The 26691-nt window shown below is 68.5% G+C and carries 23 protein-coding genes; 12 read left to right on the forward strand and 11 right to left on the reverse strand.

The annotated features are described in order from the left end of the window. Positions 1–626 precede the first annotated feature (626 nt). Positions 627–1628: a class I SAM-dependent methyltransferase gene (locus FSV73_RS11135; protein WP_145007679.1), complete on the reverse strand. Its 1002-nt coding sequence runs from the start codon at positions 1626–1628 to the stop codon at positions 627–629. A 28-nt stretch (positions 1629–1656) separates the two neighbouring features. Next, complete coding sequence (locus tag FSV73_RS11140) at positions 1657–2616, reverse strand: 2-hydroxyacid dehydrogenase (protein ID WP_145007680.1); 960 nt, start codon at positions 2614–2616, stop codon at positions 1657–1659. Positions 2617–2712: 96 nt separating this feature from the next. On the opposite strand from FSV73_RS11140, the gene FSV73_RS11145 reads away from it, so the two are divergent. Next, positions 2713–3303: an ACP phosphodiesterase gene (locus tag FSV73_RS11145; protein ID WP_145007681.1), complete on the forward strand. Its 591-nt coding sequence runs from the start codon at positions 2713–2715 to the stop codon at positions 3301–3303. Here FSV73_RS11145 and FSV73_RS11150 read toward each other — a convergent pair. Together FSV73_RS11150 and FSV73_RS11155 are read right to left on the reverse strand one after the other, a co-directional pair. Beyond that, positions 3243–4043 carry a lysophospholipid acyltransferase family protein gene (locus tag FSV73_RS11150; RefSeq protein ID WP_145007683.1) on the reverse strand — a complete coding sequence of 267 codons (801 nt, stop codon included), beginning with the start codon at positions 4041–4043 and terminating at the stop codon, positions 3243–3245. The genes FSV73_RS11145 and FSV73_RS11150 overlap by 61 nt on opposite strands. Next, the gene (locus FSV73_RS11155; protein WP_145007684.1) at positions 4040–4768 is read right to left on the reverse strand and encodes a GNAT family N-acetyltransferase; all 729 of its coding nucleotides are present in this window, start codon (positions 4766–4768) and stop codon (positions 4040–4042) included. Before FSV73_RS11155 ends, FSV73_RS11150 begins: the two co-directional genes overlap by 4 nt. A gap of 225 nt (positions 4769–4993) precedes the next feature. Between FSV73_RS11155 and FSV73_RS11160 the strand changes: the two genes are divergently transcribed. Beyond that, positions 4994–5479, forward strand: a complete 486-nt coding sequence (locus tag FSV73_RS11160; protein WP_145007685.1) for an FKBP-type peptidyl-prolyl cis-trans isomerase — start codon at positions 4994–4996, stop codon at positions 5477–5479. Between the two features lie 357 nt (positions 5480–5836). On the opposite strand, the gene cysZ is transcribed toward FSV73_RS11160, so the two are convergent. Continuing rightward, positions 5837–6589: a sulfate transporter CysZ gene (cysZ, locus tag FSV73_RS11165; RefSeq protein WP_145007687.1), complete on the reverse strand. Its 753-nt coding sequence runs from the start codon at positions 6587–6589 to the stop codon at positions 5837–5839. A 302-nt stretch (positions 6590–6891) separates the two neighbouring features. Between cysZ and trxB the strand changes: the two genes are divergently transcribed. Further along, on the forward strand, positions 6892–7866 hold the full coding sequence (gene trxB / locus FSV73_RS11170; protein WP_145007689.1) for a thioredoxin-disulfide reductase: 975 nt from the start codon (positions 6892–6894) through the stop codon (positions 7864–7866). Between the two features lie 113 nt (positions 7867–7979). Here the strand turns inward: trxB and glyA are convergent, their stop codons facing one another. Together glyA and FSV73_RS11180 are read right to left on the reverse strand one after the other, a co-directional pair. Then, complete coding sequence (glyA, locus tag FSV73_RS11175; protein ID WP_145007690.1) at positions 7980–9233, reverse strand: serine hydroxymethyltransferase; 1254 nt, start codon at positions 9231–9233, stop codon at positions 7980–7982. 123 nt (positions 9234–9356) lie between these two features. Beyond that, the gene (locus FSV73_RS11180) at positions 9357–13550 is read right to left on the reverse strand and encodes a sensor domain-containing protein (RefSeq protein ID WP_145007692.1); all 4194 of its coding nucleotides are present in this window, start codon (positions 13548–13550) and stop codon (positions 9357–9359) included. Positions 13551–13761: 211 nt separating this feature from the next. On the opposite strand from FSV73_RS11180, the gene ettA reads away from it, so the two are divergent. Continuing rightward, entirely contained in the window at positions 13762–15426 is a 1665-nt protein-coding gene (gene ettA / locus FSV73_RS11185) for an energy-dependent translational throttle protein EttA (protein ID WP_145007694.1), read from the forward strand. A 282-nt stretch (positions 15427–15708) separates the two neighbouring features. Here the strand turns inward: ettA and FSV73_RS11190 are convergent, their stop codons facing one another. Continuing rightward, positions 15709–16137, reverse strand: a complete 429-nt coding sequence (locus FSV73_RS11190; RefSeq protein ID WP_145007696.1) for a TOBE domain-containing protein — start codon at positions 16135–16137, stop codon at positions 15709–15711. Between the two features lie 95 nt (positions 16138–16232). Between FSV73_RS11190 and FSV73_RS11195 the strand changes: the two genes are divergently transcribed. The 4 genes from FSV73_RS11195 to modC are packed head-to-tail and all read left to right on the forward strand — an operon-like array spanning position 16233 to position 19579. Beyond that, the gene (locus tag FSV73_RS11195; protein ID WP_145007698.1) at positions 16233–17045 is read left to right on the forward strand and encodes a TOBE domain-containing protein; all 813 of its coding nucleotides are present in this window, start codon (positions 16233–16235) and stop codon (positions 17043–17045) included. A 23-nt stretch (positions 17046–17068) separates the two neighbouring features. Further along, on the forward strand, positions 17069–17824 hold the full coding sequence (gene modA, locus FSV73_RS11200; RefSeq protein WP_145007700.1) for a molybdate ABC transporter substrate-binding protein: 756 nt from the start codon (positions 17069–17071) through the stop codon (positions 17822–17824). A 4-nt stretch (positions 17825–17828) separates the two neighbouring features. Further along, complete coding sequence (gene modB, locus FSV73_RS11205; RefSeq protein WP_145007702.1) at positions 17829–18506, forward strand: molybdate ABC transporter permease subunit; 678 nt, start codon at positions 17829–17831, stop codon at positions 18504–18506. Continuing rightward, positions 18503–19579, forward strand: coding sequence for a molybdenum ABC transporter ATP-binding protein (gene modC / locus FSV73_RS11210; protein WP_145007704.1), 1077 nt, complete (start codon positions 18503–18505; stop codon positions 19577–19579). Before modB ends, modC begins: the two co-directional genes overlap by 4 nt. Here the strand turns inward: modC and FSV73_RS11215 are convergent. After that, complete coding sequence (locus FSV73_RS11215; RefSeq protein WP_145007705.1) at positions 19571–20497, reverse strand: LysR family transcriptional regulator; 927 nt, start codon at positions 20495–20497, stop codon at positions 19571–19573. The genes modC and FSV73_RS11215 overlap by 9 nt on opposite strands. A gap of 137 nt (positions 20498–20634) precedes the next feature. On the opposite strand from FSV73_RS11215, the gene FSV73_RS11220 reads away from it, so the two are divergent. Beyond that, complete coding sequence (locus tag FSV73_RS11220; RefSeq protein WP_145007707.1) at positions 20635–21531, forward strand: DMT family transporter; 897 nt, start codon at positions 20635–20637, stop codon at positions 21529–21531. Here the strand turns inward: FSV73_RS11220 and FSV73_RS11225 are convergent. Both FSV73_RS11225 and FSV73_RS11230 read right to left on the reverse strand, forming a co-directional pair. After that, positions 21504–22436 (reverse strand): acetamidase/formamidase family protein, encoded by a 933-nt coding sequence (locus tag FSV73_RS11225; protein WP_145007709.1) that lies wholly within the window; start codon positions 22434–22436, stop codon positions 21504–21506. The two genes, FSV73_RS11220 and FSV73_RS11225, sit on opposite strands and share 28 nt — an antisense overlap. Before the next feature lie 25 nt (positions 22437–22461). After that, on the reverse strand, positions 22462–23844 hold the full coding sequence (locus FSV73_RS11230; RefSeq protein WP_145007711.1) for an APC family permease: 1383 nt from the start codon (positions 23842–23844) through the stop codon (positions 22462–22464). A 153-nt stretch (positions 23845–23997) separates the two neighbouring features. Here FSV73_RS11230 and FSV73_RS11235 point away from each other — a divergent pair, with 153 nt between their 5' ends. From FSV73_RS11235 to glsB, 3 genes are all read left to right on the forward strand, one after another. Then, on the forward strand, positions 23998–24762 hold the full coding sequence (locus FSV73_RS11235; RefSeq protein ID WP_145007713.1) for a LuxR family transcriptional regulator: 765 nt from the start codon (positions 23998–24000) through the stop codon (positions 24760–24762). Between the two features lie 88 nt (positions 24763–24850). Next, positions 24851–25321, forward strand: a complete 471-nt coding sequence (locus tag FSV73_RS11240) for a DUF1348 family protein (protein ID WP_145007715.1) — start codon at positions 24851–24853, stop codon at positions 25319–25321. 340 nt (positions 25322–25661) lie between these two features. Then, complete coding sequence (gene glsB, locus FSV73_RS11245) at positions 25662–26576, forward strand: glutaminase B (RefSeq protein WP_186309218.1); 915 nt, start codon at positions 25662–25664, stop codon at positions 26574–26576. Positions 26577–26691: the final 115 nt, after the last annotated feature.

The raw sequence follows: 26691 nt of genomic DNA on the forward strand, positions 1-26691 counted from the left end.
CTGTTGGGCTTCGCTACGCTCAACCCAACCTACGAACCAGCCGTAGGTTGGGTTGAGACGGCTCCATCGTCGAAGCCCAACAGGGCTCGGTATCGCTACCGCCGCCGCGCGCTATAGACCTTGAAGCCGTCGCGCTTCCCAAGGTGATGCCGCTGTACGAGGCGGCGAAGAAGGGCTGAGATCTTGGGGGCGCTGGGGGGGCCTCACCCCAACCCTCTCCCAGGGGGAGAGGGGGCTCCACGGTTGCCCCGGTTCAACTGCGACCGGTTGGGCTTCGCTGCGCTCAACCCAACCTACGAACCAGCCGTAGGTTGGGTTGAGACGGCTCCATCGTCGAAGCCCAACAGGGCTTGGTGTCGCTACCGCCGCGCGCTATAGACCTTGAAGCCGTCGCGCTTCCCAAGGTGATGCCACTGTACGAGGCGGCGAAGAAGGGCTGAGGTCTTGGGGTCGTGGGGTTGGGGCTTCCCTCACCCCAATCCTCTCCCAGGGGGAGAGGGGGCTCCACCGATGCCCCGGTTCAACTGCGACCTGTTGGGCTTCGCTGCGCTCAACCCAACCTACGAACCAGCCGTAGGTTGGGTTGAGACGGCTCCATCGTCGAAGCCCAACAGAGCTCGGTATCGCTACCGCCGCCGCGCGCTATAGACCTTGAAGCCGTCGCGCTCGGCGAGGGTGCGGCAGTTGCCGAAGGCGGCCTCGATCAGCGGCGGGTAGCGCAGGAAGCTGTTGGCCACCAGGCGCAGTTCACCGCCGGGTCGCAGGTGGCGTACCGCCTCGGCGAGCAGGGTCTCGGTGGTGCGGTAGTCGGTCTTCACGCCGCTGTGGAAGGGCGGATTGCTGACGATGGCCGCGAGCCCCATGGGTGCCGCCGCAATGCCGTCGCCGGCGCTCACCGTGCCGGCCAGGCCATTGGCCGCCAGGGTCTGGCGACTGCTGGCCACGGCGAAGGCATCCACGTCGAGCAGGTGCAGGGTGCTGGCCGGGTAGCGGCGGGCCAGGGCGGCGCCGACCACGCCGGCACCGCACCCGAAGTCCAGTACCGCGCCTTCGGGCAGGCCGTCGAGGTGTTCCAGCAGCAGCGCCGTGCCCACGTCCAGCCGGCCATGGCTGAACACGCCCGGCAGGCTGAGGATCTCCAGACTCAGCCCCGCCCGCTCCAGCTGGTGGCGTTGCAGCCAGGCATCCGGCTGCGGATCGGCCGAGGTACGAGCGCCCCGCACCACCCATAGCTGGCAATGCCGGGCGCTGTCGAGCTTGCTGGCCGCGCCGAAGGCGCCCAGCTGGCGTGCGGCGCGTTCGATGCCGGCCTTCTTTTCACCCACCAGGTAGAGCTGGCCCTCGGCGGGCAGCCGGTGGCTCAGGGCGGTGAGCAGGAAGTCGGTGGCCTCGCGGGACTTGGGCAGGAACAGCACGGCGTCGGTGAAAGCCCCCGGCGGCGGCTCGATACCGAAGTGGCAGCGCCCGGGATAGCGTGTCGCCAGATTGTCGGCGTCGCCGGCCTGCCAGCTCCAGCCGCTGGCCGCGGGCAGGACGCCGAGCAGGTCATCGGCCGGCAGCCCGGCCAGCAGCAGGGCGCCGCCGAAGCGTTCGGGGTGACGGAGAAGGACTTCGCTGCGCGGATCCATGGGGCTACCTGGCGAAAAAGCGCGAACTTTAGCAGACCACCCGCTGCGGCGTGCCGGCGAAATGGCCGCGCCCGTTCTCGGCGAGCTGGCCGATGATGCGCTGCCGGGCTTCGCGACTGCCCCAGGCGTTGTGCGGGGTAACAATCAGCCGCGGGATGTCCCCGGCCAGCAGCGGATTGCCCTCGCGCGGCGGCTCCACACTGAGGACGTCGGTGGCGGCGCCGGCCAGGTGGCCGCGTCTCAGGCAATCCGCCAGGGCCTGTTCATCGACGATGCCGCCGCGGGCGGTATTGACCAGGAAGGCCGTCGGTTTCATCGCCGCCAGCTCGGCGGCGCCGAGCATCCCGCGGGTCTGCTCGGTGAGCGGGCAGTGCAGGGTCAGGGCATCCACCTGCGGCAGCAGCTCGGCCAGGGGCAGGCTCCCGGGACGTGCCGGGCGCCCGGGCAACTGGCCGACCAGGGTGCGCATGCCGAAGGCCTCGGCCAGGCGCTGCACGGCGCTGCCCAGTTCGCCAAGACCGAGCAGGCCGAGGGTCTTGCCCTCCAGTTCGACGATGGGGTGATCGAGCAGGCAGAACTGACGGGCGCTCTGCCAGCGGCCGGCGCGGACGTCCGCCTGGTAGTCCGGCAGCCGCGTGGCCAGGGCCAACAGCAGCGCCAGGGTGTGCTGGGCGACCGAGGGGGTGCCATAGCCCTGGCAGTTGCAGACGCGTACGCCCTGGGCACGGGCGGCGTCCAGGTCGACATTGTTGGTGCCGGTGGCGCTGATCAGCACCAGTTTCAGTTCCGGACAGGCGGCGAAGACCGCGGCGTCCAGCGTCACCTTGTTGATCAGCGCGACCTGGGCCCCGGCCAGCCGAGCGGCCACCTCCGCCGGCGCCGTGGCCGCGTGCAGCTCCAGTTCGTCGAACGCCGCGCGCAGGGGCGCCGGATCCAGATCACCCAGGTCGAGGGAGGCATAGTCGAGGAACACGGCGCGAACGGGCATGACGACTCCAGCGTGAGCGAAAAGAAGGAGTCCGAGCCTAGCAGCCGTGGGTCGTCGAGGAAAACCACCGGCCCCTGGCTGGAGTATGCTGGCGGGATGAATTATCTCGCGCATCTGCACCTCGGCGGCCCTGGTCGAGAGGATCGACTCGGCAGCCTCTATGGCGATTTCGTCAAGGGTTCGGCCGACGCCTGGCCGGCCGGCATCGCTGCCGGTATCCGGCTGCACCGGCGCATCGACGTCTATACCGACGACCATCCCCTGGTGGCCCGCGCCAAGGCACGCTTGCCCGCCGCGCGGCGGCGGGTCGCCGGGCTGCTGGTGGATGTGTTCTTCGATCACTGTCTGGCGCGGCTCTGGCCCGACTATGCCGACCAGCCCCTGGCAGGCTTCGTCGCCGACTGCTACCGCACCCTGCTCGCCGAGCCGGAACTGCCGCCGCGACTCGCTCGCATCGCGCCGCTGATGGCGCGCCAGGACTGGCTGGGCAGTTACCAGGACTTCAGCGTGCTGGAGCGGGTGGTGCAGGGCATGGCGCAGCGGCTGTCGAAGCCCGAGTTGCTGGCGGGCGCCTTTGCCGAGCTGGACGCGGCGTACGCCGGCCTGGTGGAGGATTTCCGCGGCTTCTATCCGCAGCTGCAGGCCTTCGCCGCGGCCGAGCGCGCGGCCGCGCGGCGTACCGGCTGAATCCCGAGCCGGGCGGCGATGGCCGCCTGGCACAGGCCAGCCAGGACCTGGCGCGGTTGTCCCTGGGAGGCCAGCGGCGGCAGGAAGTCGATTCTCAGGGTAGTGCCACCGTTTTCCAGCAGCCGGCGCAGATGACTGACCAGGTCGTCGTCACCGATGAAGGGCGCCGTCTCGTCACGCCGACCCGCGCGCCAGTAGCTCAGGGCCACGGGTTGCAGCGGGGTACCGGTGGCGCTGGCCGGACTCAGCAAGCGACCATGGAAGGTCCGCAGCTGGCTACCGTCGGTGGTGGTGCCTTCGGGAAAGAGCATCAGCGACAACCCCTGGGTCAGGCGCGCCGTCAGCACCTCGCCCAAGGCCTCGCCGCGCTCGGCGCCCCGCTGGATGAACAGGGTGCCGGCCGCGCGGGTCAGCCAGCCGGCGACGGGCCAGGTCGCCACCTCCGCCTTGGACAGGAAGCTCAGGGGCCGCAGGCTGCCGAGGCCGACGATGTCGAGCCAGGACACGTGGTTGGCCAGCCAGAGATGGGTACCCCGGGGCACCTCGCCGCGCACCTCCAGGCGCAGGCGCAAGGCCCGCGTCAGGACCTGGAAGAAGCACCGGGTCAGGCGTTGGCGCAGCGCCAGGCAGGGGCGGCGGGTGAGGGCCGTCGCCAGCGTCACGGTCAGGGCGAACAGCGTCCCGAGCAGCAGCGTGGCGAGTACCGGCAGCAGGCGGCGGAGCAGGCGCAGTCGCCTCACACCGCGGCCTTGAAGTGACGGGCATAGCGCGGACAGAGGTCTTCGCGCCGTAGCAGGATGAAGACATCGGCGACGCCGAACTCGGGATCCCAGCAAGGCGCACCACAGACCTGGGCGCCCAGGCGCAGATAGGCCTTGAGCAGGGGCGGCAGTTGCACCTCCAGGTTGTCCGGCACGGCGACGAAGGGCAGTGGCCGACGCGGGGTGGCGCGGATCGCCGGGATGCGCTCGTCCCGCGCGGCCTGGCGCAGCAGGGCGGCGGCCTGCAGGCCTCCGTCGGCCATGGGCACGCTGGCACAGCCCATCAGGTAGCGATAGCCACCGCAGGCCAGGATCTCGGCCAGTTCCGCCCACAGCAGGGCGATGGCCGCACCGGTGCGGTGGCCAGGCGCCACGCAGGTCCGGCCGATTTCCAGCAGCGGTCCCTGCAGCCGCTCCAGGCCGTCCAGCTGGAATTCGCTTTCGCTGTAGAGACTGCCCAGTTGCTCGCGGCGGCGGCCATCGAGCAGCCGGGTGGTGGCGATCAGCTCGCCGCTGCGCAGGTCGCGCACGCCCAGGTGCAGGCAGTGCGGATCGAAGGCGTCGTGGTCGAGATCGTCGGCGAACTGGACGCCGTAGGTGCTGCTGAATACCGTCGCCCTGAGGCGCTGGGCGGCGCGGATGTCCGCGGCGGTCGACAGGCGTTCGGCGCGCAGCGCGGGCGGTGCGGACACGGGACTCGGCATGGCAGGGCTCCTGCAGCGGGTGTGTAGCAAACCCTAGGTAGCCCGCATGACAGCGCCGTGAAGCGGCGATGGCGATTGCGTGACGAGCGGTCGAGCACCTTTGCAGAGGCGGCGTCCAGATACCTTCGCACGCCATGGGGCTGACCGAACGCATTCGCAATTGCTAGGTTGGACGCGTAGACTGATGCGTCAATCCTAATTTTTCCCAGCATGAAGGTTCTGGCCATGCAGATCGCGGCGAACACGGCGGTATCCATCGATTACACCCTGACCAACGACGCCGGCGAAGTCATCGACAGCTCCGCTGGTGGTGCTCCGCTGGTCTACCTGCAAGGGGCGGGCAACATCATTCCCGGCCTGGAGCGCGCCCTGTCCGGCAAGCAGGCCGGCGACGAGCTGAAGGTGGCCATCGAGCCGGAAGACGCCTACGGCGAATACAGCCCCGAGCTGGTCGCCACCCTGGGCAAGGAAATGTTCGAAGGCGTGGACGAGCTGGAAGTGGGCATGCAGTTCCACGCCTCCGGTCCGGACGGCGCCATGCAGATCGTCACCGTGCGTGACATCGAAGGTGACCAGGTCACCGTCGACGGCAACCACCCCCTGGCTGGTCAGCGCCTGAACTTCGCCGTCAAGGTGGTCGACGTGCGCGCCGCCAGTGACGAAGAAATCGCCCATGGTCACATCCATGGCGAGGGTGGTCACCACCACTAAGCCTGGCGCCAGGCTCCCACGACGCCCGTGTCCGGCATCGCCGGCGCGGGCGTCGTCGTTTGTGACGTCCGTGCAGTGCGGCCCTCACCCCAACCTTCTCCCAGAGGGAGAGGGGCTGGCTGGATGGTGCGGCGTAGGGTGGATGACGGCGCAGCCTCATCCACGGAGGCACGATGGCCGCGTGGAAAACGCTACGCGGTTTTCCACCCTACCGGGCTAGGTGGTGTGGGCGGAACGCGTCGTAGGTTGGGTTGAGGCGGCTCCATCGCCGAAGCCCAACAGCCAGGCCAAACTCGCATGCCGTTGGGCTTCGCTGTGCTCAACCCAACCTACGGTGGAAATCCCAGCGGGCGTGACTCAGGAACGCACCACCAGCGCCTTGTTACCCTCTTCGCGCACCCAGAACAGCGTCGCCCCGGCCACCGCGGCGGGCATGAAGAGGGCGTTCAGGCCGGGGACCAGCAGGGCCAGGTAGGTCACCCCGCCGAAGCCCAGGCAGCGCAGGCGGCGGGTGCGCAGCCAGGCCAGCATGCTGCGGAAGTCCAGCTTGTGGTTGTCGGCGGGGAAGTCGATGTACTGCACCGCCATCATCCAGACGCCGAACAGGATCCACAGCGGCGCGGCGACCAGGTTGAGGCCGGGGATGAAGGTCAGCACCAGCAGGCCCAGGGCGCGCGGCAGGTAGTAGCCCAGCTTGCGCAGTTCGCGCTGCAGGGTGCGCGGCACCATGGTGATCAGTTCGGTGAGGTTGAACGGCGGGAAGTCGTCTTGCCCACGCACCAGCACCTCGACCTTTTCCGCGAGGAAGCCGTTGAAGGGCGCCGCCACCAGGTTGGCGATCATGGTGAAGGTGAAGAAGATGATCGCCAGCAGCAGCACGACGAACAGCGGCCAGAGCAGCCATTCGACGAAGCTGGCCCAGGCCGGCAGGCTCGGCATCAACTGGTCCAGCCAGCCGTCGAATTCGCGCACGGCGAAGGTGAGGATGGCGGCGTAGAGCAGCAGATTGATGGTCAAGGGGATGACCACGAAGCGGCGCATGCCGGGGCGGGTCACCAGGCGCAGGCCTTCGGCGAAGTAGGCGGAGCCGGACAGCGGAGCGACAGCCATGGACTTTCCTGACGAGTGGCGGGAATGCACAGCTTACCTCAGGGCTCCATTGCCGAAGCGGTCGACATAGGCGCGCCCTATGGTCTGGATTTAGAATGGTCGCTTCTGTGGAGAGGCTGCGCCCGTTAGGCTGAGCTCCATCCCTGGACCCGGTGTCCGCCTCGCTCGGCGCCGGTCGCGCCCGCGCCAGGAGCGATGGGCGCTGCGGAACGGCTCCGCACGAACCCCGGCCGGCGTGCCCTCCCAGGCGCGCGGGCCATTTCACTCTTAGGTCTGCCGGAGATCCCGGCAGGGAGAATGTCATGTCAGAAGCCAGCACCTCGCGCCATTCGCGCCTCATCATCCTCGGTTCCGGTCCGGCCGGTTACACGGCGGCGGTCTATGCCGCCCGTGCCAACCTCAAGCCGCTGCTGATCACCGGCATGCAGATGGGTGGCCAGCTGACCACCACCACCGAGGTCGACAACTGGCCGGGCGATCCCCACGACCTGACCGGTCCGGCGCTGATGGAGCGGATGCGCGAGCACGCCGAGCGCTTCGAGACCGAGATCGTCTTCGATCACATCAATGCCGTGGATTTCGGCGGCAAGCCCTACACCCTCAAGGGTGACAGCGCCACCTACACCTGCGACGCCCTGATCATCGCCACCGGTGCCAGTGCCCGCTACCTGGGCCTGGCCAGCGAAGAGGCCTTCATGGGCAAGGGCGTGTCCGCCTGCGCCACTTGCGACGGCTTCTTCTATCGCAACCGTGAGGTGGCGGTGGTCGGCGGCGGCAACACCGCGGTCGAGGAAGCCCTGTACCTGGCCAACATCGCCAGCAAGGTGACCCTGATCCACCGGCGCGAGACCTTCCGCGCCGAGAAGATCCTGCAGGACAAGCTGCGGGCCCGGGTCGCCGAAGGCAAGATGGCGCTCAAGCTCAACGCCAGCGTCGACGAGGTGCTGGGTGACAACATGGGCGTCACCGGGGTACGCATCAAGAACAACGGCGGCAGCACCGAGGAATTGCAGGTGGCCGGTCTGTTCGTCGCCATCGGCCACACGCCGAACACCGGGCTGTTCGAAGGCCAGCTGGAGACCCACGACGGCTACCTAGTGGTCAAGGGCGGTCGCGAGGCCAATGCCACCGCCACCAACGTACCGGGCGTGTTCGCCGCCGGTGACGTGGCCGACCACACCTACCGCCAGGCCATCACCTCGGCCGGCGCGGGTTGCATGGCCGCCCTGGACGCCGAGCGTTACCTGGACGGCCTGGGCGATCTGCAGGTGCTCTAAGGCTTAGCGGCAAACGAAAACCCCGGCACTGGCCGGGGTTTTTCGTTTTCGGAGCTTTGGGTTTTCCCTCACCCCAGCCCTCTCCCAAAGGGAGAGGGGGGAAAGCTTGCCTCTTACTTGCCGTACACCGGCAGGCGGGCGCAGACGGCCTGGACCTTCTCACGCACGGCGTCGATCACCGACTCGTCGCCCATGTTGCCGAGAATGTCGCAGATCCAGCCGGCCAGCTCGCGGCACTCGGCTTCCTGGAAGCCACGGGTGGTGACGGCCGGGGTGCCGATGCGCAGACCGGAGGTGACGAAGGGCGAGCGCGGATCGTTCGGCACCGAGTTCTTGTTCACGGTGATGAAGGCGCGACCCAGAGCGGCGTCCGCATCCTTGCCGGTGATTTCCTGCTTGATCAGGCTGAGCAGGAACAGGTGGTTGTCGGTGCCACCGGAGACCACGTCGAAGCCGCGCTCGATGAACACGCTGGCCATGGCCTGGGCGTTCTTGATCACCTGCTGCTGGTAGGTCTTGAACTCGGGCTGCAGGGCTTCCTTGAAGCACACCGCCTTGCCGGCGATGACGTGCATCAGCGGACCGCCCTGGGCGCCGGGGAAGACCGCCGAGTTGAGTTTCTTCTCGATGGCTTCGTTGGCCTTGGCCAGGATCAGGCCGCCGCGCGGGCCGCGCAGGGTCTTGTGGGTGGTGCTGGTGACCACGTCGGCGAAGGGCACCGGGTTGGGGTAGACGCCCGCGGCGACCAGGCCGGCGAAGTGGGCCATGTCGACGAACAGGTAGGCACCCACGGCATCGGCGATGGCGCGGAAGCGGGCGAAGTCCAGCACCTGGGAATAGGCGGAGTAGCCGGCGACGATGACCTTGGGCTGGTGCTCCCGGGCCAGGCGCTCGACCTCGGCGTAGTCGATCAGACCCTGCTCGTCGATGCCGTACTGGACGGCGTTGTACAGCTTGCCGGAAGAGGACACGGTGGCGCCGTGGGTCAGGTGACCGCCGTGAGCCAGGCTCATGCCGAGGATGGTGTCGCCGGCTTCGATCAGCGCCAGGTACACGGCCGAGTTGGCCTGGGAGCCGGAGTGCGGCTGGACGTTGGCGTAGTCGGCGCCGAACAGCTGCTTGGCACGGTCGATGGCCAGTTGCTCGACCACGTCGACGTACTCGCAACCGCCATAGTAGCGCTTGTGGGGATAGCCTTCGGCGTACTTGTTGGTCAGCACGCTGCCCTGGGCTTCCATGACCGCCGGGCTGGTGTAGTTTTCCGAAGCGATCAGCTCGATGTGATCTTCCTGACGCTGGGCTTCCTGCTGCATGGCGGCATACAGGTCGGCGTCGAAGCGGGCGAGGGTGGTTTCACGGCTGAACATGGCGGCAGGGTCCCCTGAGGCATGGCGAAGAGCGAGCCCGGTCGGGCTCGTGAGGGGCGATATTCTACCCCATCGGGGGAACTCAGAGGTATGAGCGCCGGTCATGTCGCGGCGCCATGGGTCTCATGTCAGGACCGGGAACAGCCCCTGGTGCTCGAGGCGCTGGCGCAGCTGGTCCGGCGGCAGCGGGCGGTCGAAGAGGAAGCCCTGGACCTCGTCGCAGCCATGGGCGCAGAGGAAGTCCAGCTGCGCCGGCTCCTCGACGCCCTCGGCGATCACCGAGAGGTTGAGGCTGTGGGCCATGGCGATGATGGCCCGGGCGATCTGGGCGTCCTGCTCGCCGTGGGGCAGGCCATCGACGAAGCTGCGGTCGATCTTGAGGATGTCGATGGGGAACTGCTTGAGGTAGTTGAGCGACGAGTAGCCGGTACCGAAGTCATCCACCGCGATGCACAGCCCCAGGCCCTTGAGTTCGCCGAGCAGTTGCAGCGCCTCGCCGACGTCGCGCATCAGGATGCTCTCGGTCAGTTCCAGCTCCAGGCAGGCCGGCGCCAGGCCGGTCTCGGCGAGGATCCGGGCGATGCGCTGGCCGAGCTGGCCGTCGCTGAACTGGCGGGCGGAGAGGTTCACCGAGACCTTGGGGATGCGCACCTTGGCCGCGTGCCACTCGCGCAGCTGCCGGCAGGCCTCGCGGATCACCCAGTCGCCGACCTGGACCACCAGGCCGATCTCCTCCAGCACCGGGATGAATTCGGCCGGCGAGACGTGGCCGCGCACCGGGTGCTCCCAGCGCAGCAGGGCCTCGACCCCGGTGAGGCGCCGGGTGTCGCAGCGATACTGCGGCTGGTAGTGCAGGCGGAATTCACCCTGCAGCAGGGCATGGCGCAGGTCGGCTTCCAGCTCCAGGCGCTCCAGGGCGCGGGCGTTCATCTCGGCCTGGTAGAACTGGAAGTTGTTCTTGCCCATCTCCTTGGCGTGGTACATGGCCGTGTCGGCGTTCTTCATCAGCTGGCTGAGTTCGCTGCCGTCCTGGGGCGAGAGGGCGATGCCGATGCTGGCGGAGACGAAGAATTCGCGCCCTTCGAGCACGAAGGCCTCGGACAGCTGGGCGAGGATCTGCTCGGCGACGCGGATCGCCTGGGCGAGGGCCACCTCGCGGGTCTCCAGGCCCGACAGCAACAGGGTGAACTCGTCGCCGCCCATGCGCGCCACGCTGTCCTCGGTGCCGACGCAGGCGGTCAGGCGCATGGCCACGTCCTTGAGCAGGCGGTCGCCGGCGGCATGGCCGAGGCTGTCGTTGATCGGTTTGAAGCGGTCCAGGTCGAGGAACATCAGCACCACCCAACTGGCGTTGTGGCGGCTCTGCTGCAGGGCATTGTGCAGGCGATCCTGGAACAGGGTGCGGTTGGGCAGCAGGGTCAGGGCGTCGTAGTAGGCCAGGCGGTGGATGCGCCGCTCGCTGGCCTTGCGCTCGCTGATGTCGACGAAGAAGCAGACGTAGCTCATCAGGTCGCCATCGTCGTCGCGGATCGCGGTGATGCCGACCCAGGACGGATAGGGCTCGTTGTCCTGGCGACGCTGCCAGAGTTCGCCCTCCCAGCTGTCCTCGGTCCGCAGCTGCTGCATCACGTGCTGCAGCTGGTTGGCTTCCTGCTTGTCGGCGCAGAGCATCATCGGCTGCTGGTCGAAGACCTCTTCGGGGGCGAAGCCGGTGATGCGGCTGAAGGTGCGGTTGACCCGCACGATGTAGCCGGCCGGGTCGGTGACCAGGATGGCGCCGGCCGAGTGGTCGAACACCGTGGCCGCCATGCGCATGTCCTTGTCCGTGCGGCGCTGGGCGGAGATGTCGCGGCAGATGCCGAGCAGGCCGGCGAAGCGCTCGTGCTCGTCCCATAGCGGCTTGAGGCGCAGCTCGATCTGCAGCGTATGACCCTGGGCATGCAGGCAATCGAGCACCAGCGGCGCGAAGCGCTCGCGGCGCAACTCGGCCAGGGCGCGCGGGTCGTCGAGGCTGCGCAGCAGGCGCTGCAGGGTCCGGCGCACCTCCTGCAGCTGGCGCGAATGCACCACCAGGTCGGCCAGGGTGCGCTGTTCCAGGTCGGCGACGGGATAGCCCAGCAGTTCCTCGACCGAGGGACTGATGTAGTTGAGCACCAGTTGCGCATCGGTGGTGAGGATGACGTCGCTGATGCTCTCCGCCAGTTGCCGGTAGCGATTCTCGCTGTCGCGCAGGCGATCGCTGGCGCGGACCATGTCGGTGACGTCCAGCGCCAGGCCGACCACGCTCGCCGCGGTGCCATCGGGGTGGCTGGCCAGGCGCTGCTCGCGCACGTCGAACCAGCGCCAGCCGCCGTTGCGGTGCTGCCAGCGCAGGAGGCTGCTGCTGGGCTGGTCGGAGAGGCTCGGCCGCATGCTCACCACGCGGGCATACAGCTCGGCGTCGTCGGGGTGCAGGCGCTCGCGGCCGAGGCTGGCGAAGGATTCGGGCGGATAGCCGAGCTTGAGTGCCAGCGAATGACTCTCGTAGGTCAGTTCGCCGCGGGCCACGTCGTAGGTGTAGAGGGTGTCGGGGGTCGCGCTGATCAGGTTGGACCAGAAGGCGTCGCGCTCGAGCAGGCGCAACTCGCCGAGCTTGCGCTGGGTGATGTCGTTGAGGCTGAGCAGGGTGGCGTCGAGGTGCCGCGGGTCGGCCGGCAGGTGCATGGTCAGCCAGAGGTGCCGTTCGCCCTCGGCGGTACGGATGCTGGTCTCCAGTTCCAGTACCTGCTGGCCGGACAGCAGGCCGGCCAGCAGGCGGTATCGCTTGCCTCCGGCCTGGACGCGGGACTCGCCCACCAGCCGCTCCCAGGCCTGGTCGAGGTGGTCGATACCGAGCATTTCCAGGGCGCGCTGGTTGATCTCGGTGATGCGCACCTGGCAGCCGAGGGTATCCAGGGCCTCGGGCTGGCGGGCGAACAGCGTCGTCAACTGCTCGGGACGCTCCAGGCCCAGGCTGGCCATGGACCGCTGCAGCGCGCTCAGGTCGACCACGCAGATGCCGGTGTGGACGCCGTTGAAGATGTTTTCGTAGCGCTGGCGGGTGGTCTGGATGGTCTCCAGGTTGCGCTGCTGGTCGGTGACGTCGCGCAGCACCCAGACGAAGCCGTCCTGCACCTGCGAGCGGTCGCGCAGGACGCGCACGCTGGTCTGGCTGTCGGCCAGGGCATGGCAGCTGACGGCGAAGCGGCGCGGCTGCTGCTCGACCATCAGGCTGACCAGGGCGCCGCTGTCGCGCTCGGCCGCCGTCAGGGCCACCAGCTGGGGCAGCAGGCTGGCCAGGAAATACTGCTGGGCGTCGCTCGCCGCGATGCCCAGCAGGCGGGCGGCGGTGGCGTTGACATAGACCAGGCGGCCGTCGGCCTGGGTCATGCAGACCCCTTCCTCGATGCCGTTCAGCGCCGTGTCGGCCAGGCGCAGGCTGCGGCGCGAGGCCAGGGTGAGGGCCCGCAGTCCCTGTTCTTCACGCAGCAGCAGGTAGAGCAGGATGCCGGCCACCAGGGCGGACAGGCTGAACAGCGTCAGCCGCCCGGCCGAGGCCCCCAGCAGGCTGCCGACGGTGTTGTCGGCGGGATAGGCGCCGACCACCTGCCAGTCGCTGTAGCCCAGCGGCTGGCGGACCTCGTCGGGGGTGGCGGCGGGCCGGCTCGCGCCGCTGCGAAACAACAGCGTGCCGTGGCTGCGATCTTCCAGGCGCCAGTCGAGCCCCGGCGGGATCCGCGTCGGGCGCCACAGGGATTCGAGCAGCGGCGCGCTGGTCAGTACCCACCAGCCGTGCTGCAGGTCCGGATAACCCGCCAGCAGCACATAGAGCGGCGCCTTGGGCAGGGCGGCGTTGTAGCCATAGCTGAAGTCGGCCTGGCCGCTGCGTTGGATCAGTTGCTGCAGGAAGGCGGCATCCGGCATGTCGCTCAGGTGCGCGGCGCGCAGCGCGGCGTTGGCCGGGAGCCAGCGCACCTGCTGCAGGCCGGGAAAGAAGTCCTGCAGGCTGAGCAGCAGGTTGGGGGGCAGCGGCAGGGTCGGGTCGAGGGACCAGCGCAGGGTGCTGCGCACCGCCTGGGCCTTGAGCGCCAGGCCGAATTCGAGGGTGTTGGCCAGTTGCCGGGTCAGGCCCTCCAGCTGTTCGCGCCGCAGGGCTTCGCGCTCGGCCACGCCGGCGAAGGCCTGCCAGAACATCAGCGCCAGCATGGCCACCAGCGACAGGATCAGCAGCACACGGGAGAGGCGTCGCGACGAGGGCGCGACCGGCTCTTCCGGCAGCGTGGAGGACGGGTTGTTCACGACGGACTGCATTCCTGCGGCGGCGATGGCCATTCGGCTGCGCCCGATTCCGCGGGGCAGGGATGGCCTATGATAAGGGCCCAGGCAGCACGGCCGCCTGCTTTTTCCACGCGCTCAGCGCGAGCGCTTTCGTCGCGCTGGGTTTCGACAGCGTTCGTCGCTGACGCCATACTGTGTCCCCTGTTTTTCATTCCGCTCCCAAGGTCCAACCATGGCTCAATACGTCTACACCATGCATCGGGTCGGCAAGGTCGTGCCGCCCAAGCGTGAAATCCTCAAGAACATCTCCCTATCCTTCTTCCCGGGCGCCAAGATCGGCGTGCTCGGTCTGAACGGGGCGGGCAAGTCGACGCTGCTGCGCATCATGGCCGGCGTCGATACCGAGATCGAAGGTGAAGCGCGCCCGATGCCCGGTATCAATGTGGGTTATCTGCCGCAGGAACCGAAACTTGATCCCGAACAGACGGTTCGTGACGTGGTCGAGGAAGCGGTCGGGCAGATCAAGCAGGCCCAGGCGCGCCTGGACGAGGTCTATGCCGCCTACGCCGAGCCGGACGCCGACTTCGACGCCCTGGCCGCCGAGCAGGCCAAGCTGGAGGCCATCCTCCAGGCCGCCGACGGCCACAACCTGGATCGCCAGCTGGAAGTTGCCGCCGACGCCCTGCGCCTGCCGGCCTGGGACGCCAAGGTCGGCGTGCTCTCCGGTGGCGAGAAGCGCCGCGTGGCGCTGTGCCGCCTGCTGCTGTCGGCGCCCGACATGCTGCTGCTGGACGAACCCACCAACCACCTGGACGCCGACTCGGTGGCCTGGCTGGAGCACTTCCTGCACGACTTCCCCGGCACCGTGGTGGCCATCACCCACGACCGCTACTTCCTCGACAACGTCGCCGGCTGGATCCTGGAACTGGACCGTGGCCAGGGCATCCCCTTCGAGGGCAACTACTCCGGCTGGCTGGAATCCAAGGCCGCGCGCCTGACCCAGGAAGCCAAGCAGGAAGCCGCCCACGCCAAGGCCATGAAGGCCGAGCTGGAATGGGTGCGCTCCGGCGCCAAGGCCCGCCAGTCCAAGTCCAAGGCCCGCCTGCAGCGCTTCGAGGAAATGCAGTCCCAGGAATTCCAGAAGCGCAGCGAGACCAACGAGATCTACATCCCCGCCGGCCAGCGCCTGGGTGACAAGGTCATCGAGTTCAAGAACGTCAGCAAGGGCTACGGCGATCGCCTGCTGATCGACGACCTCAGCTTCGTGGTGCCCAAGGGCGCCATCGTCGGGGTGATCGGCGGCAACGGCGCCGGCAAGTCGACCCTGTTCCGCATGATCATGGGCAAGGAGCAGCCGGACTCGGGCAGCATCGAGATCGGCGATACCGTGCAACTGGCCAGCGTCGACCAGAGCCGCGAGAACCTGTCCGACACCAAGACCGTCTGGGAACAGGTGTCCGATGGCTCGGACGTGATCAAGATCGGCAACTACGAGGTGCCCTCGCGCAGCTACGTGGGTCGCTTCAACTTCAAGGGCGCCGACCAGCAGAAGTTCGTCAAGGACCTCTCCGGTGGTGAGCGCGGTCGCCTGCACCTGGCGCTGACCCTCAAGCAGGGCGGCAACGTGCTGCTGCTGGACGAACCCTCCAACGACCTGGACGTGGAAACCCTGCGTGCCCTGGAAGACGCCCTGCTGGACTTCCCCGGCGCGGCCATCGTGATCTCCCACGACCGCTGGTTCCTCGACCGCATCGCCACCCACATCCTCTCCTACGAGGATGACTCCAACGTAGTGTTCTTCGAAGGCAACTACACCGAGTACGAAGCCGATCGCAAGAAGCGCCTGGGCGAGGCTGCGGCCCAGCCGAAGCGGGTGAAGTACAAGAAGCTGGCCTAAGAAGCTCTCCACGATCTGCTGCGCGTCGGCCAAACGGCGTTGAAAATGCCTTCGGAATGCTCATTTACCACTCGTAAACTCGAGCGCGAGTCCGATCCGCTTCCTCAGGCGTTTTCGCGGGGCCGCCTAGGCCTTGTTTGTCTCTAGCTCGCGAGATCGTGAATAGCTTCTTCAAGCGCCAAGCGAAACGCCGGCAGGGAAACCTGCCGGCGTTTTCTTTTGTCTTACGCTATATACTTGATGCTATAACGCCCTGGCGGATCGGATCCGCTGCCCCAAGGATCAGGCTGGCACGCCGAGGATCACATGAGACGCCTTGAACACCGCCGTGGCGGCCACGCCCGGAGCCAGCTGCAGCTCTTGCACCGCATCGCGGGTGACCATGGCCACCACGCGGCTGCCACCGGGCAGGGCGATGCAGACCTCGGCATTGACCGCGCCATCGCTGACGCTCTCCACCGTGCCGGCCAGGCAATTGCGCGCCGACAGGCGCAAGCCGCTATCGGCGATCATCACCATCACCCAGGGCGCCTTGATCAGGGCCACGGCCGGTTTGCCCGGTGCCAGGCCCAGGCTGGTGACGCTGTCCAGGGTGACCACCGCCACCAGCTCGGTACCGCCTGGCAGCGCGAGGATCACCTCGGCATTCACCACGCCTTCGCGCACCTGGCTGACGGTTCCCTGGAAGACATTGCGGGCACTGACCTTCATGGGCGTTCGCTCCTGAGCGTGGGGGAAGAGGCAAGGGGCGCCACTCTAGGTCGGAGCGTTGTAGTCATACAACCCGAACGCCGGGAGGGTCCGGCATGAGTGCCTCGCCCTTCATCGCCCATCTGTCGCTGGAAAGCAGTGTCGGCGCCGAGCTGACCCAGACCCGTATCCGCCTGCTGGAGGCCATCGCCGCCACCGGCTCCATCAGCCAGGCGGCCAAGCGGGTGCCGCTGTCCTACAAGGCGGCCTGGGATGCGGTGGACCAGATCAACAACCTCTCCGCCCAGCCCCTGGTGGCCCGCAGCACGGGCGGCAGCGGCGGAGGCGGCACCCGGTTGACCGCCTATGGCCAGCGGGTGGTGGCCTTCTATCGCGCCCTGGAGCAGCACTACCAGACCACCCTGGATCAGGTGGCGGCCGGCCTCGACGAAGCCAGCCGCACCGAGGTGGCCGATTTTCGCCAGCTGCTGCTCAACCTCAACTGGCGCAGCAGTGCCCGCAACCAGTTTTCCGGCGCGGTCGAAGCCCTCGACCACAGCGACGTGGAAAGCGCCGTGACCCTGCGCCTGGACGATGCCACGGTCCTTACCGCCCTGGTGACCCGCGAGAGCGCCGAACAATTGCAGCTGGCGCCGGGCCGCTCGGTGGTGGCGCTGGTCAAGGCCTCCGCTGTTTTGATCGGTACCGATCCGGGCCTGCGGCTGTCGGCGCAGAACCAGCTGTGGGGCACGGTCGAGCGGGTCCACCAAGGGCCGATCAACCACGAGGTGGTCCTGGCGCTGCCCGCCGGCCGCCGGGTCACCGCCACCCTGACCGCCAACAGCAGCCGCCAGCTCGGGCTCGCTCCCGGCGTAGCCGCCTGCGCCTGTTTCAGCGCGACCAGCGTCCTGCTGATGAGCGCTTCCTAGACTCCAACCTCAGAGAGACTTCCATGACCTCCCTTCGCTCCCGTCTGCTGCTGACCCTGGTGGCCGCTACCCTGGCCACCCCCGTGCTGGCCGATGACGTCCAGGTGGCCGTGGCCGCCAATTTCAGCGCGCCGCTCAAAGCCATCGGTGACCAATTCGCCCGGGACACCGGCCATCACCTGGTCATCGCCAGCGGCGCCACCGGCCAGCTCTATACCCAGATCAAGAATGGTGCGCCCTTCGAGGTCTTCCTGTCCGCCGACGACAGCACCCCGGCCAAGCTGGAAAGCGAGGGCGCGGCGATCAAGGGTTCGCGCTTCACCTACGCCATCGGCACTCTGGCGCTGTGGTCGCCCAAGACCGGCTATGTGGACGAGGAGGGCGCGGTGCTCAAGCGCAACGCCTTCACCCACTTGGCCATTGCCAATCCGAAGACCGCGCCCTATGGCCTGGCCGCCACCCAGACCCTGGCCAAGCTGGGGCTGACCGACGCCGTGCAGGCCAAGCGGGTCGAAGGCCAGAGCATCACCCAGGCCTACCAGTTCGTCGCCACCGGCAATGCCGAGCTGGGCTTCGTCGCCCTGTCGCAGATCTACCAGGACGGCAAGCTCAAGGAGGGGTCGGCCTGGATCGTGCCAGCCGAGTTCTATGAGCCCATTCGCCAGGACGCCGTGTTGCTGGCGCCGGGCAAGGACCAGGCCGCGGCCAAGGCGCTGCTGGCCTACCTCAAGGGGCCCCAGGCGGCTGCGGTGCTCAAGGCCTACGGCTACCGGCAGTGACGCCATGGGCCTGACCGCGGCGGACTGGGCGGCGATCCGCCTGACCCTGGAACTGGCCAGCGTGACCACCCTGCTGCTCTTGGTGCTGGGTACGCCCATCGCCTGGTGGCTGGCGCGCACCCGCTCCTGGCTCAAGGGCCCCATCGGCGCCCTGGTGGCCTTGCCCCTGGTACTGCCGCCCACGGTGATCGGCTTCTACCTGCTGCTGGCCATGGGGCCCGAGGGCTGGGTGGGGCAGGCGACCGCCGCCCTCGGGCTGGGGCGACTGCCCTTCACCTTCGCCGGGCTGGTGGTGGGCTCGCTGTGCTACTCGCTGCCCTTCGTGGTGCAGCCGTTGCAGAATGCCTTCGAGGCCATCGGCCCGCGGCCCCTGGAGGCGGCGGCTACCCTCAGGGCCGGCCCCCTGGATACGTTCTGCCATGTGGTGCTGCCGCTGGCGCGCCCCGGTTTCGTCACCGCCGCCATCCTCGGCTTCGCCCATACCGTGGGCGAATTCGGCGTGGTGCTGATGATCGGCGGCAACGTGCCGGGTCGTACCCAGGTCATCTCCATCCAGATCTTCAACCATGTGGAAGCCATGGAATATCCCCAGGCGCACCTGCTGGCCGGCGGCATGCTGGTGTTTTCCTTCGTGATCCTGCTCTTGCTCTATGGGCGCCGTGGGCGGTCGGCCTGGACATGAGTCTGGCGGCGAGATTCGCACTCTCACACCCCGGCTTCACCCTGGACGTGGACCTGGCGCTACCGGCCAGCGGCGTCACCGCGCTATTCGGTCCCTCGGGCTCGGGCAAGACCAGCTGCCTCAGATGCGTAGCCGGCCTCGAACCTGCTGCCCGGGGCCGCCTGGTGGTGGCCGGCGAGACCTGGCAGGACAGCGAGCGCAACCTCTTCCTGCCACCGCACAGGCGCGCCCTGGGCTACGTCTTCCAGGACGCCAACCTGTTCGAGCACCTGGACGTGCGGCGCAACCTGCTGTTCGGCTGGCAACGGGTGGCGCCGGCCGCGCGCCGGCTGGCGCTGGAGCAGGTCGTCGAGTTGCTGGGGATCGAGGGCCTGCTCCAACGGATGCCCGCGCGGCTGTCCGGCGGCGAGCGCCAGCGGGTCGGCATCGCCCGGGCCTTGCTGACCAGTCCGCGTCTGTTGCTGATGGACGAGCCCCTGGCGGCGCTGGACGCCGAGCGCAAGGCCGAGATCCTGCCCTACCTGGAACGCCTGACCCGCGAACTGGCGCTGCCGATCCTCTATGTCAGCCATGCCCCCGACGAGGTGGCACGGCTGGCCAATCACCTGGTGCTGCTGGAGCAAGGGCGGGTGCTGGCCAGCGGGCCGACGACCGAGGTGCTGGCGCGACTGGACCTGCCCATCGCCCTGGCCGAGGACGCCGGGGTGGTGCTGGAAGGGCGGGTGCTGGGCCATGATCCGGACTACGGTCTGCTCAGCCTGGGCCTGGCCGGCCACCAGCGGGTGCTGCTGGCCCATGCCCCGCTGCCGCCCGGCCAGGCACTGCGCATCAAGGTACTGGCGCGGGACGTCAGCCTGAGTCTGGAGCGCCAGCACAGCAGCATCCTCAATGTGTTGCCAGCGACCGTCGCCGAAATCGCCCCGACCCGTTCGCCGGCCCAGGTGCTCTTGCGCCTGGACCTGGGCGGTAGCCCGCTGCTGGCGCGGATCACCCGTTATTCGCTGGAGCGGCTGGCGCTGCAAGCGGGGAGTCGGGTCTGGGCGCAGCTCAAGTCGGTGGCCGTTCTAGCCTGAACCTGGGGCTGGCTTGAGCCGCTCCACCAAAAAATCCACCAGCACCCGCACCGCCTGCGGCAGCTGGCGATCCGGCGGGTAGAGCAGCCAGGCGGTACCCTGGTAGGGGCCGAGGTACTGCCAGTCGGGCAAGACGCGCAACAGCCGCTTTTCGGCCAGGGCGGCCTCGGCGGCGAAGGCCGGCAGGCAGGCGATCCCCAGGTCGGCGAGGGCGGCGTCCAGGCGTACGCCGCTATGGTTGCAGGCCAGGCGGCCGCGTACCGTCACGCTGTCCACCCGGTCGCCGCGGCGCAGTTGCCAGCGCTGGTCGCCTGGGGTTTCGCCGAGGTAGAGGCACTCGTGCTCGGCCAGCGCCTGGGGCTGCTGCGGCGTGCCTTGGCGCCCGAGATAGGCGGGGCTGGCGCAGAGCAGGAAGTCCATCCGCCGCAGTGGCCGGGCGACGAAACCGTCAGGCGGTTGCTCGGTGATGCGCACCAGCAGGTCCTGGTCGTCGGCGATGGGGTCCAGTGGCCGGTCGTCCAGCCGCAGTTGCAGATCCACCTCGGGATAGCGCTGGAAGAAGTCCGGCAGCAGCGGGGCGATCAGCCGGTAGCCGACCGCCTTGGGCACCGCCAGGCGCACCTGGCCGCGGGGTTCCTCGCGGTGCTGCTGGCCGCTGTCCAGCGCCGCGCCGGCGGCTGCCAGCAGCTGGCGACAGTGCTCCAGCACCTCGCGGCCGGCCTCGCTGAGGCGCAACTGGCGGGTGGTGCGCTGCAGCAGTCGGACGCCCAGCTCCCGTTCCAGCCGCGCGACCTGGCGGCTGACCGCCGAGGGCGTGGCGTCGAGCAGGCGGGCTGCGGCGGTGAAGCTGCCGGTTTCCACCACCTTGGCGAAGGCGACCATGCAGGGCAGTAGGGGCAGGGCGCGCAAGAGATCCATGCCTGATTCCAGGGAAGTAATGGGTCAGGGGATGCTGGCATTGCTGCGCTGGCGGAACAAGAGCTGTGCCGGCCGTCGGGCTTATGGCCAGCCTCGACTCCCGGCACAATGGCGCCCTGATTCGCGGAGAAGCGCCCATGTCGCCACGTTCCACCTTCGGTCTGGCCGAGGGCCTGCTGCTCGCCACCGCCCTGGTCTGGGGTACCAGCTACGCCGTGGTCAAGGACGCCGTGGTGCTCTACCCGGTGCTGGGCTACCTGGCGCTGCGCTTCTGCCTCACCGCGCTGCTGCTGGCACCGACCCTGAGAGGCGAGGGCCGGCGAGCCTGGCGGCCGGGGGTGCCGACCGGCCTGCTGCTGTTGGCGATCTTTCTCAGCGAGACCTATGGCGTCGCCCTGACCAGCGCCAGCAATGCCGCCTTCCTCATCAGTCTCTGCGTGGCCCTGACGCCCTTCGCCGAGTGGTGGTTGCTCGGCCAGCGACCGGAAGCCCGCGCCCTGGGCGCCGCGGCCCTGGCCGTGGCGGGCGCCGGGCTGCTGACCCGCGGGGTGACCCTGAGCTTCAACCTGGGCGACGGCCTGATCCTGCTGGCGGCCGTACTGCGCGCGGTCAACGTCTGCGTGGTGCGCCGCCGCCTGCAGCAGGCCAGCGCGCCGATACCGGCCCTGGCGCTGACCGCGGTACAGACCGGGGTGGTGGGGCTGGTCTGCCTGCTGCTATTCGCCCTGGGTCCGGGCCTGGCGCCGCTACCCGTGCAGCCGGGCTTCTGGCTGGCCACCGGCTACCTGGTGCTGTTCTGCACCCTGGGCGCCTTCCTGGCCCAGAACTACGCCCTGGGCCGCACCGGCGCCACCCGCGTGGCCCTGTTGATGGGCGCCGAGCCGCTGTTCGGCGCGCTGTTCGCCGCCTTCTGGCTGGACGAACGCCTGGGCCTCTGGGGCTGGCTGGGCGGCCTGCTGATCGTCATCGCCTCGCTATGGGGAACGCTGCCGCGGCGGGTGGCGGATCAGTCGAACACGATCCGCGGAAAATAGAAGCCGACCACCCAGTTCGGCGCGTCGACGATCTCGCTGATGCGCAGGTCGCCACAGACCGAGCAGAGCAGATAGGCCTGTTCCGCCGGCAGGTTGCGGGTCTGCCCGAGCCACTCGATGGCGCCGCTGACGGCCATGCGCGCCGCGGCCATCAGGTCCGGTCCGACACCGGTGAAGACCTCGTAGCCGGCGCCATCCAGGTGCCGGGTCACCGGTCCGGGGGTGCTGAAGCGCGGCATGGCCAGCGGCTGCTGCTTGATCAGCTCGAAGGTGGCGGTGACCGCCATGGCGGTCTCGATGGCGGTGCCGCACACCTCGCCATCGCCCTGGGCGGCATGGGTGTCGCCGATGGAGAACAGCGCCCCGGTCACTTCCACCGGCAGGTAGAGGGTAGTGCCGGCGGCCAGGTCGCGGATGTCCAGGTTGCCGCCCACCCGCCGCGGCGGCACCACCGAGTGCAGGCCTGGCGCGGCGGGGGCCACGCCCAGGGTGCCGGCGAAGGGCTTGAGCGGGACCCGCGCCAGGTCACCGAAGGCGGCGGGCGCCTGAGCGGTACTGTCGTAGTGCCATAGCTGCAGCACCGGATCCGTAAACTGGTCGGCGAGCAGACCGAACCCCGGGATATTGGCGGTCCAGCCGAAGCCGCTGGGGGTGAAGCTGTCCAGCGTCACCTTGAGCACGTCGCCGGGCTCGGCGCCGTCGATCCACAGCGGGCCGCAGACCGGGTTGACGCGCTCGAAGGGCAGGGAGGCGATATCGGCCGCCCCGGAGCCGGCGTGGAAGTGGCCGTCCGCCGCATCGCGGCAGGCGAAGCTGACCGTCTCCCCCGGCGCGACCTGCAGCGCCGGCGCCAGGCTGTGATCCCAGCCGCAATGGCAGTGCTGGCTGTGCAGGGTCTTGATCATCGTCGTCTCCGCGCAAGGGTGATGCCTAGTGGAGGGCGTCGTTGGCCTTGAATTCCACGGTTCGGCCGCTGACCTTCAGGAAGGCCAGCACGGCCAGCCCCAGCACCATCCAGCAACTGCCGCCGACCTTGGCGTAGACGTCGGCGTTGAACAGCACATAGGCGAGGATGATGAAGCCGACCAGCGGCACCAGGGCGTACAGCAGCGGCCGACCGGCGCCCCGGTGGTGCCAGGCGACTGCCACATGCAGGAGCAGGAAGGCGGTCAGCGCACCGAAGTTGCACATGGAGGCCAGCAGATTGATCTGGCCGACGAAGAACAGTCCCAGCACCAGGCTCAGCGCCGCCACCAGCAGGATGGCCCGCTGGGGCACCCGGGTCTCGGGATGGATCTGGCGCAGGAACTGCGGCAACTGGCGATCACGGGCCATGGCGAACAGCAGGCGCGAGGTGGCGGCCTGGGCTACCAGCGCATTGGCGATGGCCGCGCCGATGGCCACCGCCAGGGCGATCACCACCTGCAGCCAGGGCCCGGCGATCAGCCGGCCGATCTCGTAGAAGGCATTGTTGGAGGCATCGGCATCGGGGTACTGGATCAGGTTGGGCTGCAGCAGGGCGGCCAGCCAGGTCTGCACCATGAACAGCGCGGCCACCAGGGTCAGGGCCAGCAGGGTGGCGCGACCCACCACCCGGCTACCGCCGCGGGTTTCCTCGGAAAGGGTGGAGATGGCATCGAAGCCGAGAAAGGACAGCACCGCCACCGACAGGGCGCTGAAGATCAGCGGCAGGGAGAATTCCTGGGGGTTGTACAGCGGTTTCAGGCTCCACTCGGCGCCGTTGACGCCGCGGCTGATGGCCAGCGACGCCAGCACCACGAACACCAGCAGCACCGCCAGCTGACCATAGAGGAACAGGCGGTTGGCGCGGGCGGTGGTCTCGATGCCGCGCAGGTTGACCAGGGTGTTGAGGCCGACGAAGAAGAGGATCCACAATGGCTGGGGAATGGCCGGGATGACGTTGGCCATGGCGTTGGCGCCGATCACATAGAGCAGGGTGGGCACCAGCAGGTAGTCGAGCAGGATGGCCCAGCCGGCGAGGAAACCCAGGGCCGGGTGCAGGCCGCGACCGACGTAGGCGTAGACCGAGCCGGCCACCGGGAAGGCGCGCGACATCTGCTGGTAGCTGACGGCGGTGAACAGCATGGCGATGAAGCCGATCAGGTAGGTGAGGGGCACCATGCCGTGACTGGCGTCGAACACCCCGCCGAAGATGGAAAAGGGCGCGATGGGTACCATGAACACCAGGCCGTAGATCAGCAGGTCCTTCAACCCGAGCTGGCGCCTGAGTTCCTGGGTGTAGCCGAAGCGGGCAAGGTCGGCGCTGTCGCCGGACGGAGCGTGCTGGGTCATGGCGGTTTCCTCGAAGGGGCGGGGGTGAACCCGACTCTAGGCCAGGGCGGGCGAGGGCCCTATCCACAAAAGTGCTAGGTTTGCGCTCGCTAGCGGGCGACTGGCAGAGCCTTTGCTTCCTTTCCTCATCGCGACCCCAGGGGGAACTCCAAGATGCATGCCGATCTGGTCACCTTCAGCAGTCGGCTCGCCGGACTGGCCAGCCTCGATGCCTGCCTGGACGCCGTGCAGGAAACCGCCGACGGCCTGGGCTGCAAGGCGCTGATCTACGACTATGCGCCGGTGCCGCTGAGTCACGAGGGGGTGCTCATCACGCCCTCGGTATTCAAGGTACGCAATGCCCCGGCGGACATGCAGGCCTTCTGGTGCGAGCGCGGCTACTACCAGATCGATCCGGTGCAGCAGTGCGCCAGCCGCCGCGCCGCGCCCTTCGTCTGGTCGTTTCGCAGCGAAACCCGCAACGCCCTGCGGGAGTACCTGGGGGACAGCCATCGCCCGGTCACCTGCTATGTCCGTGACAGCGGCCTGGCCACCGGGGTGACGGTGCCGCTGCACCTGCCCGGTGGGGCCTTCGCCACCCTCACTGGCATCCTCGATGCCGACGCCCGCGACGCCGAGGCCGCCGGCGAGGCCTGCCTGGGCGCCTTCCTGGTGCTGGCCCATGCCTTCCAGGCCCGCGCCGACGAACTGCTGGCCCCGGCCGAGCGCCGCTGTGGCCAGGTCCGCCTGACGCCGCGCGAGCGCGAATGCCTGCAGTATTCGGCCAAGGGCCTGACCGCCAAGCGCATCGCCGCCACGCTCAACAGATCCACCGCCACGGTCAACCTGCACCTCAATTCCGCCGCCCGCAAACTGGGGGCGCGCAATAGAGTGGAGGCGGTGGTGCGGGGGCTGCACTATCGGCTGGTCGAAGTCTGAGCGACCTGGCCATATCCGTGGGGTGATCGACCTTGCGACCCAGGCGCGGCGCGCCGACACTGGGGCTTCACTTCCCAAGGAATGCCCCATGAGCGCTGCCCGCCCCCCGCTACCGCCCTTCACCCTGGACACCGCCCGGCAAAAGGTCCGCGCCGCCGAAGACGGCTGGAACGGCCGCGATCCGGCCAAGGTGGCACTGGCTTATACCGCCGATAGTCGCTGGCGCAACCGCGCGGAATTCTTCCAGGGCCGCGCCGCCATCGAGGCCTTCCTCACCCGCAAGTGGCACCGCGAACACGAATACCGGCTGATCAAGGAACTCTGGGCCTTCAGCGAGGCACGCATCGCCGTGCGTTTCGCCTACGAATGGCAGGACGAGAACGGCCAGTGGTACCGCTCCTACGGCAACGAGAACTGGTATTTCGACGACCAGGGTCTGATGGCCGAACGTCACGCCAGCATCAACGACCTGCCGATCAGCGAAACCGAGCGGCTGTTTCTCTGGCCCCACGGTCGGCGGCCGGACGATCATCCGGGGTTGAGCGAGCTGGGGTTGTGAGAAAGGTGTAGGTTGGGTTGAGCGCAGCGAAGCCCAACGTTACCAGGTCGACGGCGACGTGCCGGTCTGATTTCCGGTTGCCCTAGTGGGTGTTTCAGGCGAGCGCGCCAGCCTTGGCGAGGGATTGTTGTCTGCGACCCAGGCCGCCCGCATCAGAGCACCTTCCGTTGGACTTCGCTGCGCTCAGCCCAACCTACCCCAGCGCCGCTACGCCCGAAACGCTGCTGCCTTCGATAAGGCCAGCGGCAGCCGGGTCTCGCCTGAGGCTGCTACGCCCCCTACACTTGGCGCCCCCGCCCGCTTCGGATTCGCCATGCCAGAGCCCTTCGACCGCCAGCAACTGCAACCGCTGCTCGACCGCATCGCCGCCGCCGCGCCGCGCCATTTCGGCGAAGGCAAGGTGGCCGACTACATACCGGCGCTAGCCGAGGTGGCGCCGGATCAGTTCGGCATCGCGGTATGCGACGTCAAGGGCCAGGTCTGGCAGGCGGGAGCGGCCGATACGCCGTTTTCCATCCAGTCCATCTCCAAGGTGCTCAACCTGGTGATCGCCATGCAGCGCCTGGACGAGGCGGACATCTGGACCCGCGTCGGCCGCGAGCCTTCCGGGCAGGCCTTCAATTCCATGGTGCAGCTGGAAGGCGAGCAGGGCATCCCGCGCAATCCCTTCATCAATGCCGGCGCCGTGCTGGTCTGCGAATTGCTGGTGTCGCGCATCATGTCCATCCATTGGATGATGCGCGAACAGGCGCGGCGCCTGGCCGGGAACCCGGCGCTCAACTTCGACGACCGGGTGGCCCGCTCGGAGATGGAGCACAAGGCGCGCAACGCCGCCCTGGCCTATCTGATGAAGGCCTATGGCAATCTGCACAGCGAGGTCGATGACGTCCTCGACGTCTATTTCCACGGCTGCGCCCTGGCCATGAGCTGCGTCGACGTGGCCCGTGCCTTCGCCTTCCTGGCCAACGGCGGCATCAACCCCCAGGACGGCCAGGCCGTGGTGACGCCCCAGCAGACCCGCCAGCTCAATGCCCTGCTGCTGACCTGCGGCCTCTACGATGCGGCCGGCGACTTCGCCTGGCGCGTTGGCCTGCCGGGCAAGAGCGGGGTAGGGGGCGGCATCGTCGCCATCGTGCCAGGACAACTGAGCCTCTGTGTCTGGTCGCCGCGGCTGGACAGCTACGGCAACTCGGTGGCCGGCCTGCGCGCCCTGGAGACGCTGGTGGAAGGGCTGGGCGTGGCGCCACTGGGCTAGCCGGACCTCGTAGCTGCAAGCGCGAGCGCTCCGTCGAGCGGGGCGGCAGCGCTGCTCCTCGCGCCGGGGCGCCGCGCAGCGCCTGTGCTCTGGCTTCGTCAAGGCCTCTGGGACG

The organism is Pseudomonas oryzihabitans, assembly GCF_007665395.1.
Lineage (GTDB): Bacteria > Pseudomonadota > Gammaproteobacteria > Pseudomonadales > Pseudomonadaceae > Chryseomonas > Chryseomonas psychrotolerans_C.